At 52.1% G+C, this 22,967-nt stretch carries 18 protein-coding genes; 12 read left to right on the top strand and 6 right to left on the bottom strand.

The genetic code is table 11. From position 1 onward, the window contains the following. The first annotated feature begins 3 nt into the window (after positions 1 to 3). The 7 genes from J2I46_RS14000 to J2I46_RS13970 all read left to right on the top strand — a co-directional run bounded on the left by J2I46_RS14000 (position 4) and on the right by J2I46_RS13970 (position 8,524). Positions 4 to 585, top strand: a complete 582-nt coding sequence (locus J2I46_RS14000) for an RNA polymerase sigma factor (protein ID WP_207329639.1) — start codon at positions 4 to 6, stop codon at positions 583 to 585. Beyond that, the gene (locus J2I46_RS32860; protein WP_229379746.1) at positions 582 to 917 is read left to right on the top strand and encodes a hypothetical protein; all 336 of its coding nucleotides are present in this window, start codon (positions 582 to 584) and stop codon (positions 915 to 917) included. Before J2I46_RS14000 ends, J2I46_RS32860 begins: the two co-directional genes overlap by 4 nt. After that, the gene (locus J2I46_RS13990) at positions 910 to 1,410 is read left to right on the top strand and encodes a Spy/CpxP family protein refolding chaperone (RefSeq protein ID WP_207329638.1); all 501 of its coding nucleotides are present in this window, start codon (positions 910 to 912) and stop codon (positions 1,408 to 1,410) included. The genes J2I46_RS32860 and J2I46_RS13990 overlap by 8 nt, the downstream gene beginning before the upstream one ends. Positions 1,411 to 1,606: 196 nt before the next feature. Then, positions 1,607 to 4,501, top strand: a complete 2,895-nt coding sequence (locus tag J2I46_RS13985) for a TonB-dependent receptor (protein WP_207329637.1) — start codon at positions 1,607 to 1,609, stop codon at positions 4,499 to 4,501. A 280-nt stretch (positions 4,502 to 4,781) separates the two neighbouring features. Beyond that, positions 4,782 to 5,210, top strand: coding sequence for a DUF1810 domain-containing protein (locus J2I46_RS13980; protein WP_207329636.1), 429 nt, complete (start codon positions 4,782 to 4,784; stop codon positions 5,208 to 5,210). A 225-nt stretch (positions 5,211 to 5,435) separates the two neighbouring features. After that, positions 5,436 to 7,574 carry a M3 family metallopeptidase gene (locus J2I46_RS13975; RefSeq protein WP_207329635.1) on the top strand — a complete coding sequence of 713 codons (2,139 nt, stop codon included), beginning with the start codon at positions 5,436 to 5,438 and terminating at the stop codon, positions 7,572 to 7,574. A 161-nt stretch (positions 7,575 to 7,735) separates the two neighbouring features. After that, positions 7,736 to 8,524, top strand: coding sequence for a polysaccharide deacetylase family protein (locus J2I46_RS13970; protein WP_207329634.1), 789 nt, complete (start codon positions 7,736 to 7,738; stop codon positions 8,522 to 8,524). 162 nt (positions 8,525 to 8,686) lie between these two features. On the opposite strand, the gene J2I46_RS13965 is transcribed toward J2I46_RS13970, so the two are convergent. The 4 genes from J2I46_RS13965 to J2I46_RS13950 all read right to left on the bottom strand — a co-directional run bounded on the left by J2I46_RS13965 (position 8,687) and on the right by J2I46_RS13950 (position 14,839). Next, positions 8,687 to 12,328, bottom strand: coding sequence for an ABC transporter permease/M1 family aminopeptidase (locus J2I46_RS13965; RefSeq protein WP_207329633.1), 3,642 nt, complete (start codon positions 12,326 to 12,328; stop codon positions 8,687 to 8,689). Positions 12,329 to 12,355: 27 nt separating this feature from the next. Beyond that, positions 12,356 to 12,667, bottom strand: coding sequence for a four helix bundle protein (locus J2I46_RS13960; RefSeq protein ID WP_310589030.1), 312 nt, complete (start codon positions 12,665 to 12,667; stop codon positions 12,356 to 12,358). Positions 12,668 to 12,792: 125 nt separating this feature from the next. Further along, positions 12,793 to 13,665, bottom strand: a complete 873-nt coding sequence (locus J2I46_RS13955; RefSeq protein WP_207329632.1) for an ABC transporter ATP-binding protein — start codon at positions 13,663 to 13,665, stop codon at positions 12,793 to 12,795. Between the two features lie 196 nt (positions 13,666 to 13,861). Further along, the gene (locus J2I46_RS13950) at positions 13,862 to 14,839 is read right to left on the bottom strand and encodes a gluconolaconase (RefSeq protein WP_207329631.1); all 978 of its coding nucleotides are present in this window, start codon (positions 14,837 to 14,839) and stop codon (positions 13,862 to 13,864) included. A 157-nt stretch (positions 14,840 to 14,996) separates the two neighbouring features. Between J2I46_RS13950 and J2I46_RS13945 the strand changes: the two genes are divergently transcribed. From J2I46_RS13945 to J2I46_RS13925, 5 genes are all read left to right on the top strand, one after another. Further along, a complete protein-coding gene (locus J2I46_RS13945; RefSeq protein WP_207329630.1) occupies positions 14,997 to 15,362 on the top strand; it encodes a hypothetical protein in 366 nt (121 codons plus the stop codon). A 191-nt stretch (positions 15,363 to 15,553) separates the two neighbouring features. Further along, positions 15,554 to 16,597 (top strand): tRNA preQ1(34) S-adenosylmethionine ribosyltransferase-isomerase QueA, encoded by a 1,044-nt coding sequence (queA, locus tag J2I46_RS13940; protein WP_207329629.1) that lies wholly within the window; start codon positions 15,554 to 15,556, stop codon positions 16,595 to 16,597. Between the two features lie 110 nt (positions 16,598 to 16,707). Further along, a complete protein-coding gene (locus J2I46_RS13935) occupies positions 16,708 to 17,382 on the top strand; it encodes a 2-C-methyl-D-erythritol 4-phosphate cytidylyltransferase (RefSeq protein ID WP_207329628.1) in 675 nt (224 codons plus the stop codon). 102 nt (positions 17,383 to 17,484) lie between these two features. Continuing rightward, entirely contained in the window at positions 17,485 to 18,462 is a 978-nt protein-coding gene (meaB, locus tag J2I46_RS13930) for a methylmalonyl Co-A mutase-associated GTPase MeaB (RefSeq protein ID WP_207329627.1), read from the top strand. A 132-nt stretch (positions 18,463 to 18,594) separates the two neighbouring features. Further along, entirely contained in the window at positions 18,595 to 19,686 is a 1,092-nt protein-coding gene (locus J2I46_RS13925; protein ID WP_207329626.1) for an alkene reductase, read from the top strand. 394 nt (positions 19,687 to 20,080) lie between these two features. On the opposite strand, the gene dnaN is transcribed toward J2I46_RS13925, so the two are convergent. Further along, positions 20,081 to 21,202: a DNA polymerase III subunit beta gene (gene dnaN / locus J2I46_RS13920; RefSeq protein ID WP_207329625.1), complete on the bottom strand. Its 1,122-nt coding sequence runs from the start codon at positions 21,200 to 21,202 to the stop codon at positions 20,081 to 20,083. Between the two features lie 108 nt (positions 21,203 to 21,310). Next, positions 21,311 to 22,963 carry a gliding motility-associated ABC transporter substrate-binding protein GldG gene (gene gldG / locus J2I46_RS13915; protein ID WP_207329624.1) on the bottom strand — a complete coding sequence of 551 codons (1,653 nt, stop codon included), beginning with the start codon at positions 22,961 to 22,963 and terminating at the stop codon, positions 21,311 to 21,313. Positions 22,964 to 22,967: the final 4 nt, after the last annotated feature.

The following is a 22,967-nucleotide window of genomic DNA, read 5'->3' as shown; positions in this document are numbered from 1 at the left end:
GATGTGCAGAACGAACAACCCGACGAAATAGCCCGGCTCGACCGCCTTCGACAAGGCGACGAATCGGCTTTCCGATGGTTGGTCGACACGTATCAGACGCGGGTTTTTCGGACGGCGCTGGCCATTGTGCCAACGCCCGAAGATGCGGAAGATGTGGCGCAGGAAGTGTTTGTGGACGTTTACAAAACTATTGGGAGTTTTCGCGGCGAAGCCAGTCTGGCCACCTGGCTGTATCGACTGACGACCTCGCGGGCATTGAAAAAAGAACGTGACCGTAAACGTAAAAAACGATTTGCCTTCCTGACGAGCCTTTTTGGCGACGAAGAACCTGAGCGATTTGACCCACCCGATTTTCAGACTCCAGAAACAGTGCTCCAAGCCAACGAACGTACCCAGCTCATAAACCAGGCCGTGCAGAAACTGGCCGAGTCGCAGAAGGTGGCCTTTACACTTCATTACCAGGAAGAACTATCGTACCAGGAAATTGCCGACGTGATGCAAACGTCGGTGTCGGCAGTGGAGTCATTACTCTTCCGGGCCCGCCAAACGCTACGCAAACGACTAACACCGTACATCGTACCATGAACGAATCAACGCAGGAACCAAACGAAGAGCAGTGGGAGGCCGATTTCCAGCGGTGGGGGAAACGCCCACAACCCGAACTACGGCCATTTTTTTACACCCGCTTACAGGCCCGCCTGGCTAAATCTGTTGAGCAGACCGATTGGCTACCGTGGTGGTTACGCAAACCTGTGTACGCCTATTCAGCCTTGCTCTTACTGGTGCTGCTGAACATAGGCGCCGCCTGGTTGACGACCACCCGTAGCCAGCCCACGCCTGACCAGATGGCAACCACAACCACCCATTCATTAGTCGATGATTACGACGTAGACCCGGTTATTTTAGCGTATGAATGAACAGCGGCGCATCCGTTTTTTCCTGGGAATCATTGTGGCGCTGGTAGCCCTTAACATTGGACTGCTTACCTGGATCTGGGTACGTCCGGCAGCCACAGCAGAGCATCGACGCAACCGGGCCAACTCAGGTACGTTCCTGGCCGATACCCTTGGGTTCAGCCCGCAGCAACGTCAGCAACTGGTGAGCTTGCAAAAGGCTTATTTTCAGCAAGTAGAAGCGCGTCAGAAGCCGCTAAAACAAGCCAGAAAAGCCTATTTTCACCTGCTCGACTCGTCACTGACCGATACACACCGACGCGAACTGGTCACGGCTTTTCATCAGCAAGCCGCCGAGATTGACCTGATTACGCTTACTCACTTCGACCGGGTAGCGGCTATCTGTACGCCTGAGCAACGCACCCTTTTGAATAAACTGCTGGGCGAACTACCCAGCCGCGCCTTCCGTATGCCCCGTTCAAGGCGGGCGGGTATGGTTTCAGATTCGGTGCGGTAGGTGCCCCGCTGGAATGCCGAGAACAAAAGAGGAACACCCTTGCGAGTGTTCCTCTTTTTTTTGCACCCCACCGCAAGTTCCGTTCGGGTTCGGGGCCTAAGCCTGTGAAGGACACCAAACAAACTAGTCGTGTTTGGTATTCATGCTTTATCCAACTCCCTTTTTATCAGGCGCTTTTCGTCTATCACTCAACGTTATGAACCTATCCCTGCCCCAACAATTCAGCCGATCAGCACTGGGTCTGCTGTTCATCTTACTAACCGTCACCGTCGGGTTTAGCCAACAAACCGGCTCGATCAGTGGTAACATTACCGGTGCCAAAGGCGATACGCTGATTGGCGTTACCATACGGGCCAACAGCCTAACCGACAGCACAATCCGGCGCGGTATGGTGACGGGGCTGGATGGTCGGTTTATGTTCGACAATCTGCCTGCCGGTAGTTACAAGCTGATTGCCTCGTTCGTGGGGTACAACAATACCGAACAAACCGTACAGCTCGATTCGGGGGAGGTGAACGTACCCACGATCATTCTGCTGGAAACAGCCCGGCAACTCAACGAGATTGTGGTCAAAGGCAAAACACCTACCGCCGAGCAAAAGGGTGATACGCTTCAGTTCAACGCCAATGCCTTCAAAGTAAACCGCGATGCGCAGGCCGAAGACCTCATCAAGAAAATGCCCGGTGTGGATATGAGTGGCGGAGGCATAAAGGTGCAGGGCGAAACGGTGCAGGAAATCCTGGTAGATGGCAAGCCTTTCTTCGGTGATGACCCGACCATTGCCCTGCGGAATTTACCCGCCGAAGTAATCGACAAAATTGAGGTGTTCGACCGGCAAAGTGACCAGTCGCAGTTCACGGGCGTGAACGACGGCAACACCATTAAAACCATCAACATTACCACCCGGGCCGACAAACGAAACGGGCAGTTTGGGAAGGTGTACGGCGGTGTAGGAACAGCCGTTGCCGGAACCGACGCCACCTTCGCGGCGGGGGGAAGTGTGAACCTGTTCAAGGGAGACCGACGCATCTCGATCATCGGACAAAGCAATAACATCAACCAGCAGAATTTCGCGAGTCAGGACCTGTTGGGTGTATTAGGCGGCGGAGGCGGTGGTAATCAGCGTCAGGGTGGCGGCGGCGGTGGGCGCGGCGGCCGGGGAGGCGGAGGCGGCGCACCGGGCGGTGGCGGTAACGGGGGTGGCGGAGGCACCGACAACTTTCTGGTTGGTCAGCAGAGCGGTATCAATACTACCAATTCACTGGGGATCAACTACAGTGATTCGTGGGGAAAGAAGATGACCATCCGGGGCAGCTATTTTCTGAACCAGAGCAACAACCGGAACGAGCAATCGCTGCTGCGGGAATATTACCAGAAAACCGGCGATTCGACCCAGACATACCGCGAACAGACCACTAACAACAACACAAACCTCAACCACAGGCTGAACTTCCGGCTCGACTACACCATCAACAAGAACAACTCGATCCTGCTGACGCCTCGCCTGAGCTTTCAAACGAACCAGTCAAATTCGCTGACAAATAGTGAAACCCGGCTTGGTAACAGCCTGCTCAACCGATCAGACAATTCGTTTTCGTCGACCAATCAGGGATTATCCTTCAGCAACAATCTGCTGTTCCGTCACCGGTTCGAGAAACGGGGCCGTACGATGTCGCTGAATCTGGGTACGTCGGTCAACGACCGGAATGGAATGAGTACGCTGGCATCGGTCAATGATTTTGTGGGCGTCGATACAACCACCCGGCAGCTCATCAACCAGCGGACAACCAACCTGTCGAACAGCTACCAATTGTCGGCCAACCTGAATTACACGGAGCCACTGGGTAAAGGCATGTTGCAGTTGTCGTACAGCGCGGGGATCAACCACAGTAATTCTGATCGGCTTACCTACAAACTTAATCCTGCCTCAGACCGCTACGATCTGCTGGATTCACTGTTGAGCAACCGCTTCGACAATGACTACCTGACCCAGCGCGCGGGCGTCGGCTATAACGTAAACTCGAAAAAGGTACGCCTGTCGGCTTCCGTCGATCTACAACGGGCTGACTTACAGAGCGATCAACTGTTCCCCCGCATCGGCATGGTGAATCGCGCGTTTACGAACCTGCTGCCCACCGTCACGGCCGATTATCGTTTCACGGAAGATCTGCGGCTTCGGTTTACGTACCGCACCAACACGCAGGCACCGAGCATCAACCAGTTGCAAAACGTACTGAACAACACCAACCCACTCTTGCAGACCATCGGCAACCCCGATCTGCAACAGAGTTACAGCCACAACATTTCGGCCCGCTTCACTAAAACGGCGGTCCAGAAAGCCAGCAGCCTGGTTGCCCTGATTAGCGCCAACTACACGCAGGATCCGATCGGTTCGTCGCTGTTCATTGCCGACAGCGCCATGCGGGTTCCCGGTGTTGTTTCATCAACAGGAGAAGGCATCTTTCTCCAAAAGGGTACGCAGCTAACCCGCCCGGTCAACACTGAAGACGCCGTGAATCTGCGGTTATTTGGTTCGTACGGCACACCGCTGACGTTCATGAAAAGCAACCTGAACCTGAACACCAGCCTGAATTACAGCAGCGCGCCCAGCCTGATCAACTACCAGGTGAACCGGGCCAACACCTACGCCATCAGCCAGGGTGTGGTACTCAGCAGCAACATCAGCGAGAAGATCGACTTCACGGTGTCGTACAACTACGGCTACAATCGGGCCATCAATACGCTGCAACCGAAGCTGAACAACTCGTTCAATACCCAAACCGCCGGAGCTAACGTGGTCTGGAATATCTGGAAAGGGATGGTGCTGCGCTCCGATATCAACTACCAGCAGTATGCGGGCTTGTCGGGCGGGTTCAATCAGAAGTTCACGCTGTGGAACGCCAGTTTCGCGCAACGGCTGTTCAAGAACCAGAATGGCGAGCTGAAATTGTCGGTCTTCGATTTGCTGAATCAGAACAACAGCGTCAGCCGGACGTTCTCGGAGACGTACCTGGAAGACAGCCGCTCGCTGGTGCTGAACCGCTATTTCATGATGACGTTTACGTACAATCTCCGCCAGTTCAGGTCGTAGGGAGTTACGTAATTACAGAAGTTGAACATGGATAAATAGCCGGTTTAGCTGCATAACCCCATCAGGGGTGATATGCCAATAGCCAGAATCGAAAAGGCCATCGACCGAGGCCCATCAGGGGCGACATGTAATTGAGGTAACACCTTTAACATGTCGTCCCTAACGGGGCTGGTAGCGAATGGGTTGCCGTCTTTCTATCGACCTATCGCCCCTCGCGGGGCTATGCGGGTGGAATCGCTAAGGCAGTCAGTTGTCCAACACTCACGTTACTTTATCAATCATGGAAGAAGCCACGAATCTGAATCGTTTTGTCGACGCGCAGGCCAGCAACTATACGCAGGCTCTGGCCGAAATCAGGAATGGGCAGAAACGAAGCCACTGGATGTGGTATGTTTTCCCACAGATAGCTGGCCTGGGCTTTAGCAGTACAGCCGCTTTCTACGCCATACACGACCTGCAGGAAGCCATCGATTACCTGAACCACCCCCTACTCGGTCCGCGCCTGATTGAGATCGCCACGGCTATGTTGCATGTGGAAGGCAAACCGGCCACGCAGATCCTGGGCTCACCGGATGATGTAAAGCTACGGTCCAGCATGACCCTGTTTAGCTTAGTTCCTGATGCAGACCCCATTTTCCAGGCCGTTTTGGACAAATATTACAGCGGCACGCCCGACCCGGCTACGTTGTCTATGCTTGGGAAAGCTTGAGCAATAATTCTCGTTGTAGTAAGCAATAGCGGTAAATACTATTCGCACGGAGCTTCACACTGTAGGTTGCTTCGCGTGCGAGCCCTTCGACTGCAGCGGCGGACCTACAGCAAAAAAGGTATCACGCTGTGAAGCGTAAACAGGTACGTCACCGGGATGTAAGCGCGCCTTTATCACTGCGCAAATGAATATCTTTGTTACTGACCTTCATCTTACCGATATCCCATGAAAGCTACGCTTGCTTTCCTCGCGTCAACTGTGCTTCTGACTGCCTTCGCCCCCATGGCTGAACCGCCCACGCCCAACCCGTTTTTCAGTCCGTACAACACGCCGTTTGGCGTTCCGGCCTTCGACAAAATCAAGCCTGAGCATTTTGAGCCGGCCATTGAGGAAGGGATGAAACAACAGGACGTCGAAATTACCGCCATCGTGGCCAAAACCGGGGCACCCACCTTCGCCAATACCATCGAAGCCCTGGAAGGAAGCGGTGATCTGCTGCGCCGGGTAAACACGGTGTTTGCCAACCTGAACAGCGCCAATACCAACGATGAGCTTCAGAAAATTGCCCAGACAGTAGCGCCCAAACTCTCAAAACACAGCGACGATATTTCGCTGAATCCGGCCCTGTTTGCGCGGGTAAAAGCCGTTTACGATCAGCGAAGCAAGCTAAAACTGACGGGTGATCAACAGCGGCTGCTCGAAAAAACATATAAGGATTTTGTACGCGGCGGCGCGGGGCTATCGGCCGAGAAGCAGGATCGGCTCCGGAAAATCAACGGCGAACTGTCGTTGCTGACGCTCAAATTTGGGCAGAATCTACTCGCTGAAAACAACGCGTATACCCTGGTGATCGACAAGGCCGAAGACCTGAGTGGTTTGCCCGCGTCGATCGTTGCCGCTGCTGCCGACGAAGCGAAGAAACGTACCCAGCCGGGCAAGTGGATCTTTACGCTGCAAAACCCGAGCATCATGCCGTTTTTGCAGTATGCCGACAACCGGGCATTGCGCGAGAAAATCTACCGGGCCTATCTGGAACGGGCCAATCATAATGATGCGCGCGACAACAAAGCTATTATGGCCAGTATGGTAGCGCTACGGGCTGAAAAGGCGCAACTGCTGGGCTACGACAACCACGCCGCCTACATTCTGGAAGAAAGTATGGCCAAGACTCCGGCTAAAGTGGGTGAACTGCTGAATCAGCTCTGGACAGCTACGGTGCCCGTTGCCCGGAAAGAAGCCGACGAGTTACAGGCCCTGATGAATCGGGACGGAAAAAATGAGAAACTAGCCGGTTGGGACTGGCGCTATTATGCCGAGAAGTTGCGCAAAGAAAAGTTTGCCCTCGATGAGCAGGAACTCCGCCCCTATTTTTCGCTCGACAACGTGCGCGAAGGCATTTTCATGCTAACCAGTAAGCTGTATGGCCTGCGTTTCGAGCGCCGCACCGACCTGCCCGTCTACCACGAAGATGCTGTTGCGTACGAAGTGAAGGAAAACGATGGCCGCCATATTGGTATCATGTATATGGATTTCTTCCCCCGCGCCAGCAAGCGGGGTGGTGCCTGGATGACCAGCTACCGGCGACAGGAAGTAGAAAACGGCAAGAAAATAACGCCCGTTGTATCGATTGTCTGCAACTTCTCGAAGCCCACCGGCGATACACCCGCGCTGTTGAGCCTCGACGAGACCCGTACGTTTTTCCACGAGTTTGGCCACGCGCTGCATGGCTTGCTTTCCAACGTGACTTATGGTAGCCAGTCAGGTACGTCCGTTCCCCGCGATTTTGTGGAGTTACCGTCGCAGATCATGGAAAACTGGTCGCAGGAGCCGCAGATGATGAGACTGTATGCCAAGCATTACAAAACCGGTGAGGTTATTCCCGATGCGCTGATCGAGAAGATCGAGAAAAGTAGCCTGTTCAATCAGGGGTTTGCAACCAGCGAGTACCTAGCCGCTTCCCTGCTCGACATGGCCTATCACACGCTCAAGCCTGGCCAGACACCCGGCCTGAAAGATCCTTCCGAGGTAATCGCGTTTGAAAAACAGGCGATGGACAAGATCGGCCTGATCGACCAGATTCCGCCGCGTTATCGGAGCACCTATTTCCAGCACGTTTTCGCCGGTGGGTATTCGGCAGGCTATTACAGCTATATCTGGTCAGCGGTGCTCGATGCGGATGCGTTTGAAGTGTTTAAGCAGAAAGGGCTATTCGATCAGAAATCGGCGCAATCGTTCCGTAAGAACGTGCTCGAGCGCGGCGGCACCGACGAGCCAATGACGCTATATCGTAATTTCCGCGGTGCCGAACCCGACATCAAACCGCTGCTTCGCCGTCGCGGATTGCTAACGGTGAAGCCTTCGTAGGTTGTTTGGCTGTATTGCCTTTTTTGTCCTCCCGATGTCAGGAGGGATCGTGGCGCTCCTGTTCAAAGTGCCAATCGCCATGAGGCGGAACGCCACGATCCCTCCTGACGTCGGGAGGACAAAACGACTCTGAGTCAATAAACAATCCATAAACCGCCAGCATGAAAAACTCCTTCCTACTTATCGCGCTTGCCTTCTTTAGCGGTTCGCTCTTCGCGCAAAACCCCGCCTGGAAAGGTAAAAAGTGCGCAGTGGCGCTGACCTATGACGATGGTTTGCAAGTCCATCTCGACAATGTGGTTCCCGCTTTGGATTCGCTGGGGTTCAAAGGCACGTTCTACCTGTCGGGTAGTTTTCCCGGCGTTACAGCACGTGTTGCCGACTGGAAAAAAGCCGCTACGCACGGGCATGAGTTAGCAAATCATACGCTATTTCACCCCTGCACGGGTGGCCCTGGCCGTGAATGGGTAAGCGCCAACCGCGACCTGCGGACGTATACCGTACCGCGTATTGTGGACGAGATTCGGATGACCAATACATTCCTGGAAGCCCTCGACGGCAAAAAACAGCGCACCTTCGCCTATCCCTGCGGCGACCGAACCGTTGGCGGCGAAAACTACTACGAAAAAGTAACCGGCGATTTTGTTGCTGCCCGAGGTACTACCAGCGAGATGAAGCAACCCACAGCCATTGATCTGGGTAATGTAGGTGCTTACGGTATCAACGGGCAATCGGGCGAGGAAATGATTGCACTGGTGAAACAGGCTATGGCGACCAATTCGGTGTTGGTTTTCCTCTTCCACGGCGTGGGTGGCGAACATAACCTGAACGTAGCTTTGCCCGAGCATCGCAAGCTACTAGCCTTCCTGAAACAGCACGAAAACGAAATCTGGATCGCTCCGTTTATCGAAGTGGCACAATCAGTTAAGCCAAAAACCGGTGGCAAATAAACAGATATGTTCACATACTCGCGAAGCGTGTTGGCTTTGCGCTACAAGCTGCTTACGCTGAGCCCTTCGACCGCAGCGTAAGCAACTTATAGCGCAAAGCATATTCAACAATAAATGGTGCTTAAATTGATTATCAATAGCCACCTAAGTACCATTCGTTAATTACAGCCCCGTAATCTTCTTCAAATTATCGGCCGGAATACGGTCGGCGAGGTAGCTGAGTGGGTCGACGCCTGCTTCGTAAGGGGCTTCTTTCACCACGAATGAATACGTACCTGTTTTGGCCTTCATCCGGGTACGTTGTATGGCGAGTAGCTTCCCTATTTTCTTGCCGTCGGCCGGTTTACCGTACACGCCAACATCGATGAGATCGTTGAGCGGAAGCGGCGTTTCCCTGCCCAGCGAGTCGGCCAGGAGCTTAGCCGTTTGCACTGTTACCGATACGTCGTACTGCCCGTCTTTTCGCTTCTTCGCGCTCACGGCCGTAGCCCGATTGTCGTAGATCGTGATTTGCTCGAACAGGTCTTTGATCGTCGATTTCAAAGAGTCGGGCGTATTAGCGCGCAGACGATCAACGAGTTCGTAGGACGTTGGATACGGCGGCTGGCGGTAGGCAAAGGCCGACGTGAGGTCATGCAGGGCGTTGTTCACCGCCTTTTCGCCAATGAACTCCTTCATATTGAACATGACTAGGCTGCCCTTGTTGTAGTGCACGTACCCTTGATTTTCTACCTTTTCGAGCGGCACCTCTTTCTCTGATTCGCTGCCCCGCGCACCCAGATACCGGTCACTTTCATACCCCAGAAAGCGCTTCATCCGGTCGCGGCCGTAGGCTTTCTGCATTACCATCAGGGCCGAGTACTGGGCCATCGTTTCAGACAGTAGGGTGGCGCCCTGCATTTCGGCACCAATTACCTGATGCGCCCACCACTGGTGCCCCATCTCGTGCGCCACTACGTATTTCACCATGTCAACGTCAGTTTCAGGATCGATCTTTGAAATGAAGCCGATGCTTTCCGAATAGGGCATAGTGCCCGGGAACGCCTGGGCAAAACTGGCATAGCGTGGAAACTCGATGATGCGCGCCTGCTGGTGCCGGTAGGGTCCAAAATGCTCCGTGTAGTAAGCCAGCGACTGTTTGATCGACTCGCTCATGTTTCGCACGTTGTAGGGGTGCTGCTTATCGTAATACACCTCCACGTCAATGCCATTCCACTTTGTACGATCAACCTGAAAACGGGCTGAGATGAACGAATAGAAGTTCAATGATTCGTGGTCAAGCGCATACGTAAAGTACTTGCGGGGTCGGCCCTGTAGGTCGTTGCCTGTCCATTCTTTCCGCAATGAGCCTGGCGCTATTGCAATCTGATCGGGTGCGGTACTGATGGTTGTCCGCACATTCACCCAATCGGAGCTACCGCCAATGTAGGTGTTCATGCAGTCGGTAGTGCAATTACGCTCCAGTTTGGGCATCCGGGCTCGTTCGGGCAGGTCGTATTCTTTCCGGTCATTTTTGCCCCCGATCTCACCCTCTTTCTGATAACCGATCTGCGGCGAAATGTCCATATTATTGAAAAACGAGCCATTCTGGTTCACCTGCTGCACAAACTCCACTTCGTTTTCGATACCCCGCGCCCGCCGGTGGGCCGTCCAGGTCAGCGTCAGCGAGTCGCCGGGAGCCATTGGGCGCGCCAACCGGTAAATACTGTATTGAAGCAATGAATCGTTCAGCACGCGTTTTGCGTCGGCAATGGTCAGGCGGTACTCCATGCGGTTAGGTAGCACGATGTGGAGCGAATCGATAGGTACGTTCGTGCGGTTTTTCAGCTGATACGTACCTGATACCGACAACTCGCGCTCATCAGGATACAGGTCGATCACGTAAGCTACGTCGGTAATACGCGGTTGCGGCCGGTGTTCATATTTCTTGTACGTTTTCTCATAACTCACCTGCCGTTTCTGCTGCACTTTCGACGTATCGAACGGATTAGTCACATATGTATTATAGAACAGATAGCCCCCAACAGCTAGCCAGACGGCCAGTAAACCCACCGTAACACGCCGGTTCAACCCCACAAAATTCTGTCTGGCGCTCTGCCAGCGCGACCGCCAGCCTATGTCTTTACCACGTACCCAGAACAGCACCGCTTTCACACTCAGCAGCGCAGCAAACAGCAGCCAGTAGGTTCGGAACCACGCCAGCGCAGCCACATAGGGTCCCCAGCCGTTCATGTCGGAATAGGTATAGTTGGGCGTAGCGTTGAACTGCGCCAGATTGCTCTGCACGTCGAGCGGCCCCCAGATATAGCCATTGGTGATCAACACCACGACCACAGCAAAAAACGCGACGTACTTATTATTGATCAGTGTATGCAACAGCATCGAAAGCACGATGATCGGAATAAGCCGCGACATACTCAGTACGAAAAAGTCGATGGCGTACTGTTTCAGGTCATAATTCGTATAACCCATTAGCGTTTGCGCCACCACACCTGCCAATACGCATAGGATTTGAATGACTAGTACCACGCCGATCATGGCCAGCAGTTTTCCCACAAATACACTCCAGTTCCGGTGCGGCGTGGCATCGTAAATCTGATCCAGGCCAGCATCACGCTCTTTCCAGATCAGGTCGCCGGAATAGAAAATAATAATGGCGAACAGGAAAATGCCCATCGTTCCCTGAATGGTCTGTACCACGTTGTAGGTGACGGGAAATGAGTACAGGCCGTAGAAATTATCGGCAAACTTCAGCGAAAAGCCCATGTTAATCAGGCCCAACATCATAATGACCAGAAAAGCCGTACCCCGAATAGTGCCCCTGAAATCAGTCTTTGCTACCCGCCACATCTGGGCAACCTGTGCCGATGAGCCCGTCTGAATCAGTACACGGGGGAGCGGCTGCGCTTCGCCAAATACGGCAATACCTGTAGCATCGGTTGGCAGGCTGTCAGTCTTCTTTTTGCGACGAAACCAACCCGCCCCGCTCACTCGCTCACTGAATGAGAAACGTAGGTACGTGATACCCAGTAAGATCAGCCCAACGCCAAACCAGATCAGGCGGTTGATGGCCATATAGCTATCCAGCAGCCCAACCGACTGCGTATTCTTTTCGGCTACCGTCCAGTATTTCGTCACAAGGCCGAACGGACCGAAGCCGAGCGCGTCGAAATAAGCCACCATCCGTTCATTGTCGAGGTCGCCGGTGAGGTTTGAGGCGGTGATCTGAGCTACTAACAGAAGCACCGCGCCGACAAAGGCAATTACCGTTGACCGGCTCAGAGCAGCGAGCATGAAGATGAATGCCCCCGAGATAAAGGTGTTGCCTACCGCAAACGTCAGAAAGCTGTTTACGTGCGCCGACCAAACCACTGGTCCATACCGTTCCGGCTCAACCGACCCGGTGACCTGCCCGATCAACGTACCCAGCAGAATGCCGATTGAAATTCCTAAGAACGGGATCAGTGCTACACAGAACGCGCCGAAGAACCGCCCCGCCAGGTAATCGATCTTCCGGATGGGAGATGAGAACACGAGTTGATGGCTGTTGTATGTAAAGTCGCGCAGAGCGGCGTTCTGCACAAAGGCGGTGGTCATCAGCAGTGCAAAGATCGTCCAGACACCGTATTGATTCTGAATCACATAAGGCGCATTTTTGAAGATATTGCCAAACGACCCACCGATGGTCAGGTCATCTGATGCGGTAGCCCAGGCAAACATGGTGATGTTGACCAGCATAAATATCCAGACCATTGGCTGCCGTAGCCAATACCGGATTTCGAAGGTGAAGAGGTGGGAGAACATATGCAGTTAAAAGTTGAGAGTGTAGAGTTAAGAGTTTTGTAGACGACGGCCTTTCAACTTGTTTAACTCTTCAGCTATATTTCGCTGAGTTGTGATTTTTATGGCACCCAGCATCTTTATTAGTTCTTGACAGTCATAGCAGATAGAATCGAACGCGGTTTGCTCTAAGTAACCAGTCGCATGAAGCAGTTTGAGCCAATAGTGCGTTTCACGAGCTTCTTTCAGGCTTATACCAATCTTGGTAACGAAATCCTTTTTCGAATAGCCCCCTAATGCCTCTTCGACATTTGCGCCAATTGACGTTCCACTTCTTAGAATTTGTTTTGCAAGTGGCTTAATTCGATGATTCTCAATAAGTCATTGATACATCTTTACAATCCGGACAGCAAAGTCAAACGACTTAGCCTGTACGATACTTTCCCTAGCCGTGAGTCTGATATATTGAGCAGCGCAACTATTAACTTTTAACTCCTCACTCTTAACTGACTAAAGAAGACGTCTTCCAGATCGGGCTGGGCGGCAGTGAAACCATCGCCGGGGTCAACGTCGCTGAGGATATGAATGAGGGGTTTGCCAGCCACGAGTTTGCTGGAGATCAGCGTGTGGATTTGCTGATAGGTGGGCAGTTCCGATTTGCTGATCGATTTGGCCCAGATCTGGCCCGTTAGACCGGCCACGGCTGCCGTGGGGGTGCCGCCATAGAGAACGCGGCCCTGATGAATGATGGCCATGTTGTTGCAGAGTTCCATCACATCCTGCACAATATGGGTAGAGAGAATGACAACAACGTTCTCGCCTATTTCGGATAGGAGATTGTAGAAACGATTGCGTTCGCCGGGGTCAAGACCCGCCGTAGGTTCGTCTACGATAATAAGCTGAGGGTCGCCGATGAGTGCCTGGGCAATGCCGAAACGTTGTTTCATACCGCCCGAATAGCTGCTCACCGCCTTCTTTCGGTGATCATATAAATTGACCCGGTTCAGCAGCGCCTCAACCAACTGCGCCCGTTCGCGGCCATTGATCACGCCTTTCAGTAGGGCAAAATGATCGAGTAATTCCGAGGCGGATACACGTGGATAGACGCCGAACTCCTGGGGTAGGTAGCCCAACGTGCGCCGAACGGCTTCTTTCTGATTGAGCACGTCGAGGTCGCCGAGCATCGCCGTACCACTGTCGGCGTCTTGCAGAGTAGCCAGCGTGCGCATAAGCGTGCTTTTGCCGGCGCCATTCTGACCAAGCAGACCGTACATCCCCGTCGGAATAGTCAGCGAGACATTATCAAGGGCACGAACGCCGTTATTGTACGTTTTGGATAGATTTTCAATTACGAGTTGCATAGAAAAGTCAGGCGTAAGAAGGTAGTGACTAGTGATCTGTATGGTAATCTACAGATTCACCACGTACCTGACGCCATTTCTATGCTATCGGTTGTAATTGGGGATATATGGTTAAATTGAGTTTACCGTTTACTGTCTTCTGTTGCGCTATTAAGTAGCGAAGCGACAGAAGACAATAAACGGTAAACACAAAAATCTATTTAAACCGTTGAATGCTGTAAGCAGATGAGGTCAAGCTGGTGGGATTCCCAGCCGCGGCTGATATTTCGCCAATCCGGGCGTTGAGCGTATATACCTGCCCGTTCACTACCGTATTCGTTGTGGCCTGATCATACCCTGCGGCATCTGTTTTGATAACTGAGGCTGTTGCCCAGTTGTTGGCTCCGCGTAATTGCGTTACCTGATTCCGGTTGTTCACAACATACAGATCATCATTGATCAGGACCATGCCGTCGCCTCCGGTTACAGGCGAAAAGCCAGTCACTTCAGTGATCGTGTTACTGTTGGCCAGATCAATCTTGTACAGTTTGCCGGTAGAGGCAACCACAACAATCAAATAATTATTGGGGTGAGCCACAATGCCATTGAGCCCAAACTGCCCCGACGGAACACCTAAAACTGGGTTATTCACTAAAATAGAGGCCGCACCATCGCTTCCAACCCGGTAAACGACCGGCGAAAACGAGTCTGTTACATAGGCTACACCTTGCGCATCAATGGCCACATCATTAGCCAGATGCTGATTGTTTGGCAATAAAGCCGCCAAATCGGTACGACGTTCAATCTGGTTCGTGCTCAGGTTGTAGACGAAAAGTCCCGCCGTTTTCATCGTTGCCGCCGCCGTTGTTTTTGTCGCAATTCCCTGGGCCGCGTTACAGACGTACACTTTACCATTGTATACTTTCACCCCCTGCGTTGAAATGAGTTGCGCATCACTAAATAAATCAGCGTACACTCCGTTTACGTCAACAGTTCCAACTTTACCCAGTGTGAGCGAGGTAACAACAAACTTGTTGAGCGTAGGCGCATAGGCAATGCCTTCCGGATATTGGCGGGCGGCCGTAAAGGAAGTACGTTCGGCAAAAGCCGGCGCGTTCACATCAGTACCATTGTTTTTGCAGGCACTTAGCCCAAAAAGGGCCAGGGCAGGTGCCAGAATTAGTGCGTTTTTCATCGTTGACCAATTAATTGTTTCAACATGTAATCACATACCTGTCGGTTTGTTCTTTAAAAACTATCGAATAGATATAGTGATTATCTGAAATACCGCTTACTCACCCGGCGAACAACCTGCCTGCAAAGTGGTTTTACTGCTAAAACATACGCTCGTTATGACTCATTTCACCACCCTTACCGAGGCTATGCAGGATTTGCAGAGCCGTGGCTACACCGAAGAATTTGCGCCCGAAAAAGATTACCTCAAGGTGACCAGCCAAGACGATGTCAAGTGCAAAAGCGACGAGTTCAAGGTCGACGAATTTCACCGGTTCGAAGGGACATCTGACCCCGGGGACGAGATGACATTGTATGCCATCTCCTGCACGAACGGGATGAAAGGACTTTTTGTAGCGGCCCAGGGCACGTACTCGAACGAAGTGTCGGCTGAGCTGATGGCTAAATTCAACGTATCTGACCGCGCTGAGGTTAACACCGAAGGCTCAGTGCAGCCACTCACCACTGAAGAAAGCCAGGCATAATGAGTCGATAGTAGTCAATAGTCGGCTGACGCTTAAATACGCTTGCGTCAGCCGACTATTGACTACTGACTGACTACTATCGACTTGCTGCTAACTTTTCCTACCCCTCTGCCGTCGAATCCGGGTTTTCTCGTCGTATATTTGCGAACTTTCCCCATCTTATAGGCTTAATTATCAAGGGGAAATCGTGTATGAAACTAGCTGAATTTAGATTTGACCTCCCCGAAAGTCTGATTGCCAAATATCCGGTTGAACGAGGCGAAGCACGGTTGATGGTCGTTGACCGTAAAACCAAGACCATTGAACACAAGAAATTCGGCGACATCCTGAGCTATTTCTCAGATGGCGACGTGATGGTCATCAACAACACGAAAGTATTTCCGGCTCGGCTATACGGTAACAAAGAAAAAACGGGGGCGAAAATCGAGGTGTTTCTGTTGCGCGAACTTAACCGCGAAATGAAACTCTGGGATGTGCTGGTTGACCCCGCACGCAAGATTCGGGTAGGTAACAAACTGTATTTTGGCGACAGCGATCTGGTTGCCGAAGTAATTGATAACACAACCTCACGCGGCCGTACTATCCGGTTCCTGTTCGACGGAAACCATGATGAGTTCATGAAAGCGGTGGACCAACTGGGCGAGATGCCAATTCCCCGCGAAATCATGCGCGAATCGGTCGAAGCAGACCGCGAACATTATCAGACTGTGTTTGCCCAGCATGTTGGTGCCGTTGCTGCCCCAACAGCCGGTTTGCACTTTACCCGCGCGATGATGAAGCGGATGGAGATCAAGGGTATCCATTTTGCACCCGTTACGCTGCACATCGGGCTGGGTACGTTCCGGCAGGTGGATGTTGAAGACCTGACCAAGCACAAAACCGACTCAGAAAATTTCCGTATCGAGCCTGAAGCAACGCAGATCGTAAACGCGGGTCTGGATGCCGGCAAGCGCGTATGTGCCATTGGCACAACAGCCCTGAAAGCCATTGAGTCGTCGGTGTCGGCCAATAGCCGCCTGAAGCCCGTTGAAGGCTGGACAGATCGGTTCATTTTCCCGCCGTATGACTTCAAAATAGCCAATGCCCTGCTGACAAATATGCACCTGCCAGAGTCAGTTTTGCTGATGATGACCTCTGCGTTTGGTGGGCACGAGTTGATTAAGGAAGCCTACAAAGTGGCTATCAAAGAAAAATATCGCTTCTTCACTTATGGTGATGCGATGTTGATTTTATAAAAAAACAGTAGTCTACAAAAGTCAATAGTCGACAGTCGCGTAGCTAAACAGCCATTTTGGTACTTTAGCAGCGCGACTGTCGACTATTGACTTTTGTAGACTATTTTCTCTTGCGACGAACAACTCATTTTTTTGCCATTATTGTGGCGGGCGGCAGTGGAAGCCGCATGAAATCCGACATTGCCAAGCAGTTTCTACTGCTCCGGGGTAAGCCTATCCTGCAGCATACCATTGAGCAATTTCTGGCCTATTCGCCCGACATGCCTATTCGGCTGGTTTTACCCGAGCGCGATTTGGCGATTTGGGAATCGCTCTGTGCTACTCATCAATTTTTCCCCGCCAACGTCACCACGATCATTGGAGGGGCAACACGTTTTCAATCAGTACGCAACGGCCTGGCCAGTATTCCGGCAGACGCAGACGAAACAGGGCTGGTGACCGTTCATGATGGCGTGAGACCCTATGTTACCCCGGCAACGATTGCCGTGAGTTTCGCCACGGCCTCGCATAAAGGCTCTGCCGTAACCTGTGTACCCGCTAAAGACTCGGTGCGCCTGATTAGCAGTGATGGCAGCAGCAAAGCAATCGATCGGGCGCAGGTACGTCTCATTCAAACGCCCCAAACGTTCCGCCTCGACTGGTTCCGTCAGGCTTTCGCCGGCCCCGAACAAGCCCACTTTACCGACTGTGCCAGCGTACTCGAATTTGCCGGCTACCCGATTTCACTGATCGAAGGTGACTATGAGAACATCAAGATCACGACACCCGACGATCTAAAAAATTAATTTACTGTTTGCCGTTTACCGTTTTCTGTTGTGCTGCTGAGGAAAAAACGGTCAATTAGCAGCACAACAGAAAACGGCAAACGGCAAACAGTAAATTCGAAAATGCGCCAACGACAACCACCATCCTACTATATCAACGGCTTACGGGCTGGTGACCGGCTGGTACTGAGCCGCGCCATTACGCTGGTTGAAAGCCAGTTACCCAGCGATCAGCTCCTGGCCCGGCAGGTGCTGGAAGGGGTACTGCCCCACATTCCGCAGACATCGGTGCGCGTGGGCATCACGGGTGTGCCGGGTGTAGGAAAGAGTACCTTCATCGAAACGTTCGGCACGTACCTGACCGGCCTCGGCAAGCAACTGGCGGTGCTGGCCATTGACCCTACCAGCCAACGATCGGGCGGTAGTATTCTGGGCGACAAAACCCGTATGGAGAGCTTGTCGATGGACCCACGGGCGTATATCAGACCATCGCCGGCGGGTGACTCGCTGGGGGGCGTGGCGCATCGTACCCGCGAAACCATGCTACTCTGCGAAGCCGCCGGATTTGATGTCATTCTAATTGAAACAGTGGGCGTAGGACAGTCGGAGACGCTCGTTCATGGCATGGTCGATTTCTTCCTGCTCCTGATGCTGGCAGGCGCTGGTGATGAGCTACAGGGCATGAAACGGGGCATTATGGAACTGGCCGATGCGCTGGCTATCACTAAAGCCGATGGTGATAATACCAATGCGGCTAAACGCGCCCGTGTTGAGTATCAGAACGCGTTGCATCTCTTCCCCCCTACCGGCTCTGGCTGGCAACCACCCGTACTGACCTGTTCAGCACTAACAGGCACAGGTATCGGCGGCGTTTGGGCTATGATCGAACGCCACCAGACAATATTTCAGCAATCGGGTGAGCGGCTTCGGCACCGGCAAACACAGTCCCTCGACTGGTTCCGTACGTTGCTTCGCCAGCAGATCGAGCAGCAGTTCTTTAGTCAGTCAGGTATGGCAGAACGTCTGGAACAGCTCGAATCGCAGGTACGTCTGGGTACGTTGCTTCCGACTCAGGCTGTAGACCAGCTCATTCGCCCATAATCTTTTAGCGTTTACAATCCATTGAGGGTCAGGCCAATTTTCCATTCATCTGAATTAAATGTAAATACATATAAACTAATACCAGTTCTGGCCTTGTTGTCTGCCTGTATTTGTACGTACAACACATCCAACATGTCAACGAAATTGTTCTCGCCTGCTACGTTAGGTAATATCACTTTGAAAAATCGGGTCGTTATGGCCCCCATGACCCGTAACCGGGCTACAATTGGGCACGATGTTACGCCAATTATGGCTACATATTATGCTCAGCGTGCATCGGCAGGGTTGATCATCACAGAAGGAATTGCTCCATCGGCCAACGGCAATGGATATGCCCGCGTACCCGGTATTTATACGCCTACACAGGTGGAGGGCTGGCAGGCAGTAACTACGGCTGTTCACGAAAAGGGTGGCAAAATAGTTGCCCAACTGATGCATACAGGCCGGGTAAGCCATTCATCGCATATGGAGAAAGGCGCTGAGATTGTGGCGCCCTCGGCAATTGCCGCCGCCGGGCAGATCTATACCGACGCGCTTGGTATGCAGGATCATCCAACGCCACGGGCAATGACCAAAGCCGATATTGACAGAACGATCCAGGAATTTGTAGCTGCTGCCAAAAATGCGATTGCCGCCGGTTTTGATGGCGTTGAACTGCACGGTGCAAATGGCTATCTGGTTGAGCAGTTCTTACGGCCGACGTCGAACCAGCGTACCGACGAATATGGCGGCTCTACTGAAAATTACGCCCGCTTTGCAATCGAGGTAGCCGCAGCTATATCGACTGCTATTGGTGTTGAGAAAACCGGCATTCGCTTATCACCATACGGCGTCTTCAACGATATGCCTTATTCGCCCGATTACGACGCCATTGCGCTGCATGTCGCCGAGAAACTGAACGGCGTTGTAACGTATGTTCATCTGGTCGATCACGAAGCTATGGGTGCCCCGGCCGTAGATAAAAAGATTGTTGAGGCGATTCGCAACATCTTCACAGGTACGTTGATTTTGAGCGGCGGCTATGATGCAGCCCGCGCAGAAGAAACAGTAAGCGCTGGCAAAGCTGAACTAATCGCTTTTGGCCGTCCATTCATTCCGAATCCAGATTTGGTTGAACGCATGCAGACAGGCGCAGAATTGGCCCAGCCCGACTACGACACGTTCTATAGCCCAGGCGAAAAAGGATACATTGATTACCCAGCTTTAGCAGAAGCCACTGCCTGATCGGCAACACATACATTTTTTACGAATACCCAGGCGTCATTGCCTGGGTATTCGTATGTCTTGGCATCATGGTTTGTAATCCGGCAGTAAACAGAGGGCAACCAAGCTACTTATCTATACTAGTTAATTATTAGCCTTAGTATACGTTTAATAAATAGATTCCCTAACCTTTTAAGGGCAATAATATCTTTCTATTGTCCTATCTATTATATTTGTAAACGTACAGTTTCCTATTCCTAAATCCTTTCCTTTATCTATCCCGCTACTTTGCTCAGGCACTGCGGCTCTCAATTGATCAACTTTACTTTTTATGCGTTTCTGGCGCTTCTATACAAAAAGGCCCTGACTGATTAGCCAGGGCCTTTTTGTATGGTATGAATTAGACAAATGTTGGTTACGCGTATGTGTTCAGCATTACCGGCATCACCAGCATCAAAATCTCTTCATTCTCTTCTTTATCGGCAGGGATGATCAAGCCGGCGCGGTTCGGAGCCGACATTTCAAGCGAAATCATCTTAGCACTCAGATTGCTCAGCATCTCGGCCATCAGTTTGGCGTTGAACCCAATTTCCATATCATCGCCTTCATACTCGCACAGCAATTTCTCATTGGCTTCATTCGAGTAATCGAGGTCTTCCGCCGAAATAGTCAGACTATTCGCTTTCATCGTCAACCGAATCTGGTGGGTTGTCCGGTTAGCATAAATCATTATGCGCTTCAGTGAGTTCAGCAGATCAGCGCGACCAATCGTCATCACGTTCGTGTTGTTAGTCGGGATGGCGTTTTCGTAATCGGGGAAGCGCTCATCAATCAGCCGACAAATCAGTTGCGTTGAACCGAATGCGAATGACGCATTTGCCTGGCTCAACTCGACTTTCACATCAACCCCTTCCGGCAACGACGTTTTCAGCAACGACAATGCTTTACGAGGAATAATCAGCGAGGTGCTGGCCGACGTCTGAATGTCGGTCCGGCGGTACCGGATAAGGCGATGGCCATCGGTAGCAACAAACGTAGCATTATCGCTGTTCAGTTGCAGATATACACCCGTCATGGCTGGGCGAAGGTCATCGGTACTGGTGGCAAAAGCCGTATTGTTCACTGCGCTTAACAGAGCATCTGACGAGAGCTCCACAGACTGGTTTTTATTGACAGCCGGGATCTTCGGAAAATCGATCGGATTCTCGCCCGACAGCTTAAACCGGCCGTTGTCCGTCAGGATTTCAGTACCGAATGTATCTGTGTTGATATTAACCGTGATGGGCTGCTCGGGCAAGCTCCGTAAGGTGTCGAGAAGAAGCTTGGCCGGAATGGCAATAGCACCGGTTTCTGACGCATCCACGGGGATTTGCGTAGTCATGGTCGTTTGCAGATCCGACGCCGTTACGGTCAACGTACCGTCTTCAATACGAAACAGAAAGTTTTCGAGAATCGGTACGATCGGGTTGGTCGCAACCACCCCATTGATGTTCATCAGGTTCTTGAGCAGAACGGACGAGGAGACGATGAATTTCATGCGCTGGAGGCGTCAAATAGGTTCTTGTGTATTTGAACAAAAGTAGCAAAAAATAGGCCCTTTTCTAAGCCTCAATTCAGGTTTTGTCCAGAGCCATCAGCAACTGTATCAGGCGTACCGGCGGCGGCGAAAGAACTGCCAAACCAGTCCACCAACGGCTAGTAAGCCCAACGGCCCCAGCACATTGATTGCCTGCCACCAGGTACGTTCCTGACCAAGTTTTATGGTATCGAGCGGCCGCAGGGGAACTTCGCGGGTACGTGCCATAATCAGCCCTTTGGGGTCAATCATATAGTCGATGGCATTGAGCGCAAATTCTTTATTGGCAAACTGCTTCTGCGAGAAACGGTCGTAGCCAAGCGGCAATGGCGCCTTTCGTTTATAGTCAACATCATTCACCATCATATCTCCATCAGAGCAGATCAGGACTTTGCCTGCCTGCGACTTTGCCCTGAACCCCTGCTTAAGTGAGTCAGGTAGTAACTGGTTTGCAAATAAGGATGTGAACTCACCTTCGAGCAGCACACCAGCCATTTTAACACCCCCCGTATATGTAGCCGGATCTGGTTGCTGCCGGGCTTCATTATAGGCGATCAGAGCAGGCAGATTTAGCACTGTCGTGTACGGTGATGTTTTCAGCAGTACCGTTTTCTGAATTCCCTTCGTTCGAACGGTATCCATCGTACTCAGGAAACGACTGGCAACGGCGTCCATATTACGGGTGATAGGACTATCTCCGAAGGAGTTCAGCACGGGGTAGAATCGCCACGGCACCAATTGCACATTTGGTTTATCACCCAACGTACCCACGTTCAATGGAATCACGCCACAGGCCAGATCTTTTATCACATTACGGTTGATACGTGCCCCCCAATTGAAAAACAGATCGTCAAGCCCTATTGACAGTGGTTGCGCGTAAGAGCCTTGTACACTCACACTATCAACCCGCGTTCCGTCTACGAAGAACAAAGCTTTACCACCTTTAACTACGTATTGATCAAGTTTAAACACCTCGTTTTCCGCAAAGGGTTGATCTGGCTTTAGCACCAGCAGTGCATCAACACCTTCAACGGGTCCGGGTTTTTTAAGGTCTACGAAAAAAAGATCATACTGCTCCTGAATGGAAGCCAGCAGGTCGGAGAAGCGCTCTGGCGGCACCTGCGTATGTCCGAATACAAGCCCAACGCGCTTTCGACTACCTTCTGGCTGCGTTAACCGCCGGATTGCAGCCGCCAGTTGGTACTCTACGCCCTCATACGATTGATTCAGTTGCTCGGCAGGCGAGGCTGCTTTATTACCTTTCAATAGCAACACACCTGCTTCTTTGCCTTCGTAACTGATTACAGCGCCCGGTACGATGAGCTGCTCTGTGCGGGTCCCCCCCTGATTAGCAAACAGGTTTGTGGGCTGAAGACCCAGCTTTGCCAATCGTTCAAGTAGTTGCAGCTGCGCCTCAGACGTACCTGCGATTGGGTCGATAAAGCGGAAACTGATGTTACTGCCCGCCTCGGCTTCAAACTCGTCCAGCGTTTCGCGAACAGCTGTTTCCAGTCGTTTAAATCCCGGTGGCAGTTTCCCCGTCAAAAAAACATCGACATGCACGCGGGCGGGTAACGTACCCAGCAGTTGCTGTGTCCCCCCCGACAGTGTGTATCGCTTATCTTCGGTAAGGTCTACACGTGTATAGATAAACGCCGAGAGCGCGTTGATCAGCAGTAGGCCCAGCCCAAATGTAAGAAAGCGTTTGGTAGCAGATGACATAGGA

It is taken from the genome of Fibrella forsythiae, from assembly GCF_017353175.1.
GTDB classification, from domain to species: Bacteria; Bacteroidota; Bacteroidia; order Cytophagales; family Spirosomataceae; genus Fibrella; species Fibrella forsythiae.
This window is presented reverse-complemented; position numbering and strand designations above follow the sequence as displayed.

Excerpts from the sequence above, each read along its gene's own strand:
- J2I46_RS32860 (WP_229379746.1), top strand. The coding sequence starts at position 582 with ATGAACGAATCAACGCAGGAACCAAACGAAGAGCAGTGGGAGGCCGAT.
- J2I46_RS13990 (WP_207329638.1), top strand. The coding sequence starts at position 910 with ATGAATGAACAGCGGCGCATCCGTTTTTTCCTGGGAATCATTGTGGCG.
- J2I46_RS13985 (WP_207329637.1), top strand. The coding sequence starts at position 1,607 with ATGAACCTATCCCTGCCCCAACAATTCAGCCGATCAGCACTGGGTCTG.
- J2I46_RS13980 (WP_207329636.1), top strand. The coding sequence starts at position 4,782 with ATGGAAGAAGCCACGAATCTGAATCGTTTTGTCGACGCGCAGGCCAGC.
- J2I46_RS13975 (WP_207329635.1), top strand. The coding sequence starts at position 5,436 with ATGAAAGCTACGCTTGCTTTCCTCGCGTCAACTGTGCTTCTGACTGCC.
- J2I46_RS13970 (WP_207329634.1), top strand. The coding sequence starts at position 7,736 with ATGAAAAACTCCTTCCTACTTATCGCGCTTGCCTTCTTTAGCGGTTCG.
- J2I46_RS13965 (WP_207329633.1), bottom strand. The coding sequence starts at position 12,328 with ATGTTCTCCCACCTCTTCACCTTCGAAATCCGGTATTGGCTACGGCAG.
- J2I46_RS13955 (WP_207329632.1), bottom strand. The coding sequence starts at position 13,665 with ATGCAACTCGTAATTGAAAATCTATCCAAAACGTACAATAACGGCGTT.
- J2I46_RS13950 (WP_207329631.1), bottom strand. The coding sequence starts at position 14,839 with ATGAAAAACGCACTAATTCTGGCACCTGCCCTGGCCCTTTTTGGGCTA.
- J2I46_RS13945 (WP_207329630.1), top strand. The coding sequence starts at position 14,997 with ATGACTCATTTCACCACCCTTACCGAGGCTATGCAGGATTTGCAGAGC.
- queA (WP_207329629.1), top strand. The coding sequence starts at position 15,554 with ATGAAACTAGCTGAATTTAGATTTGACCTCCCCGAAAGTCTGATTGCC.
- meaB (WP_207329627.1), top strand. The coding sequence starts at position 17,485 with ATGCGCCAACGACAACCACCATCCTACTATATCAACGGCTTACGGGCT.
- J2I46_RS13925 (WP_207329626.1), top strand. The coding sequence starts at position 18,595 with ATGTCAACGAAATTGTTCTCGCCTGCTACGTTAGGTAATATCACTTTG.
- dnaN (WP_207329625.1), bottom strand. The coding sequence starts at position 21,202 with ATGAAATTCATCGTCTCCTCGTCCGTTCTGCTCAAGAACCTGATGAAC.
- gldG (WP_207329624.1), bottom strand. The coding sequence starts at position 22,963 with ATGTCATCTGCTACCAAACGCTTTCTTACATTTGGGCTGGGCCTACTG.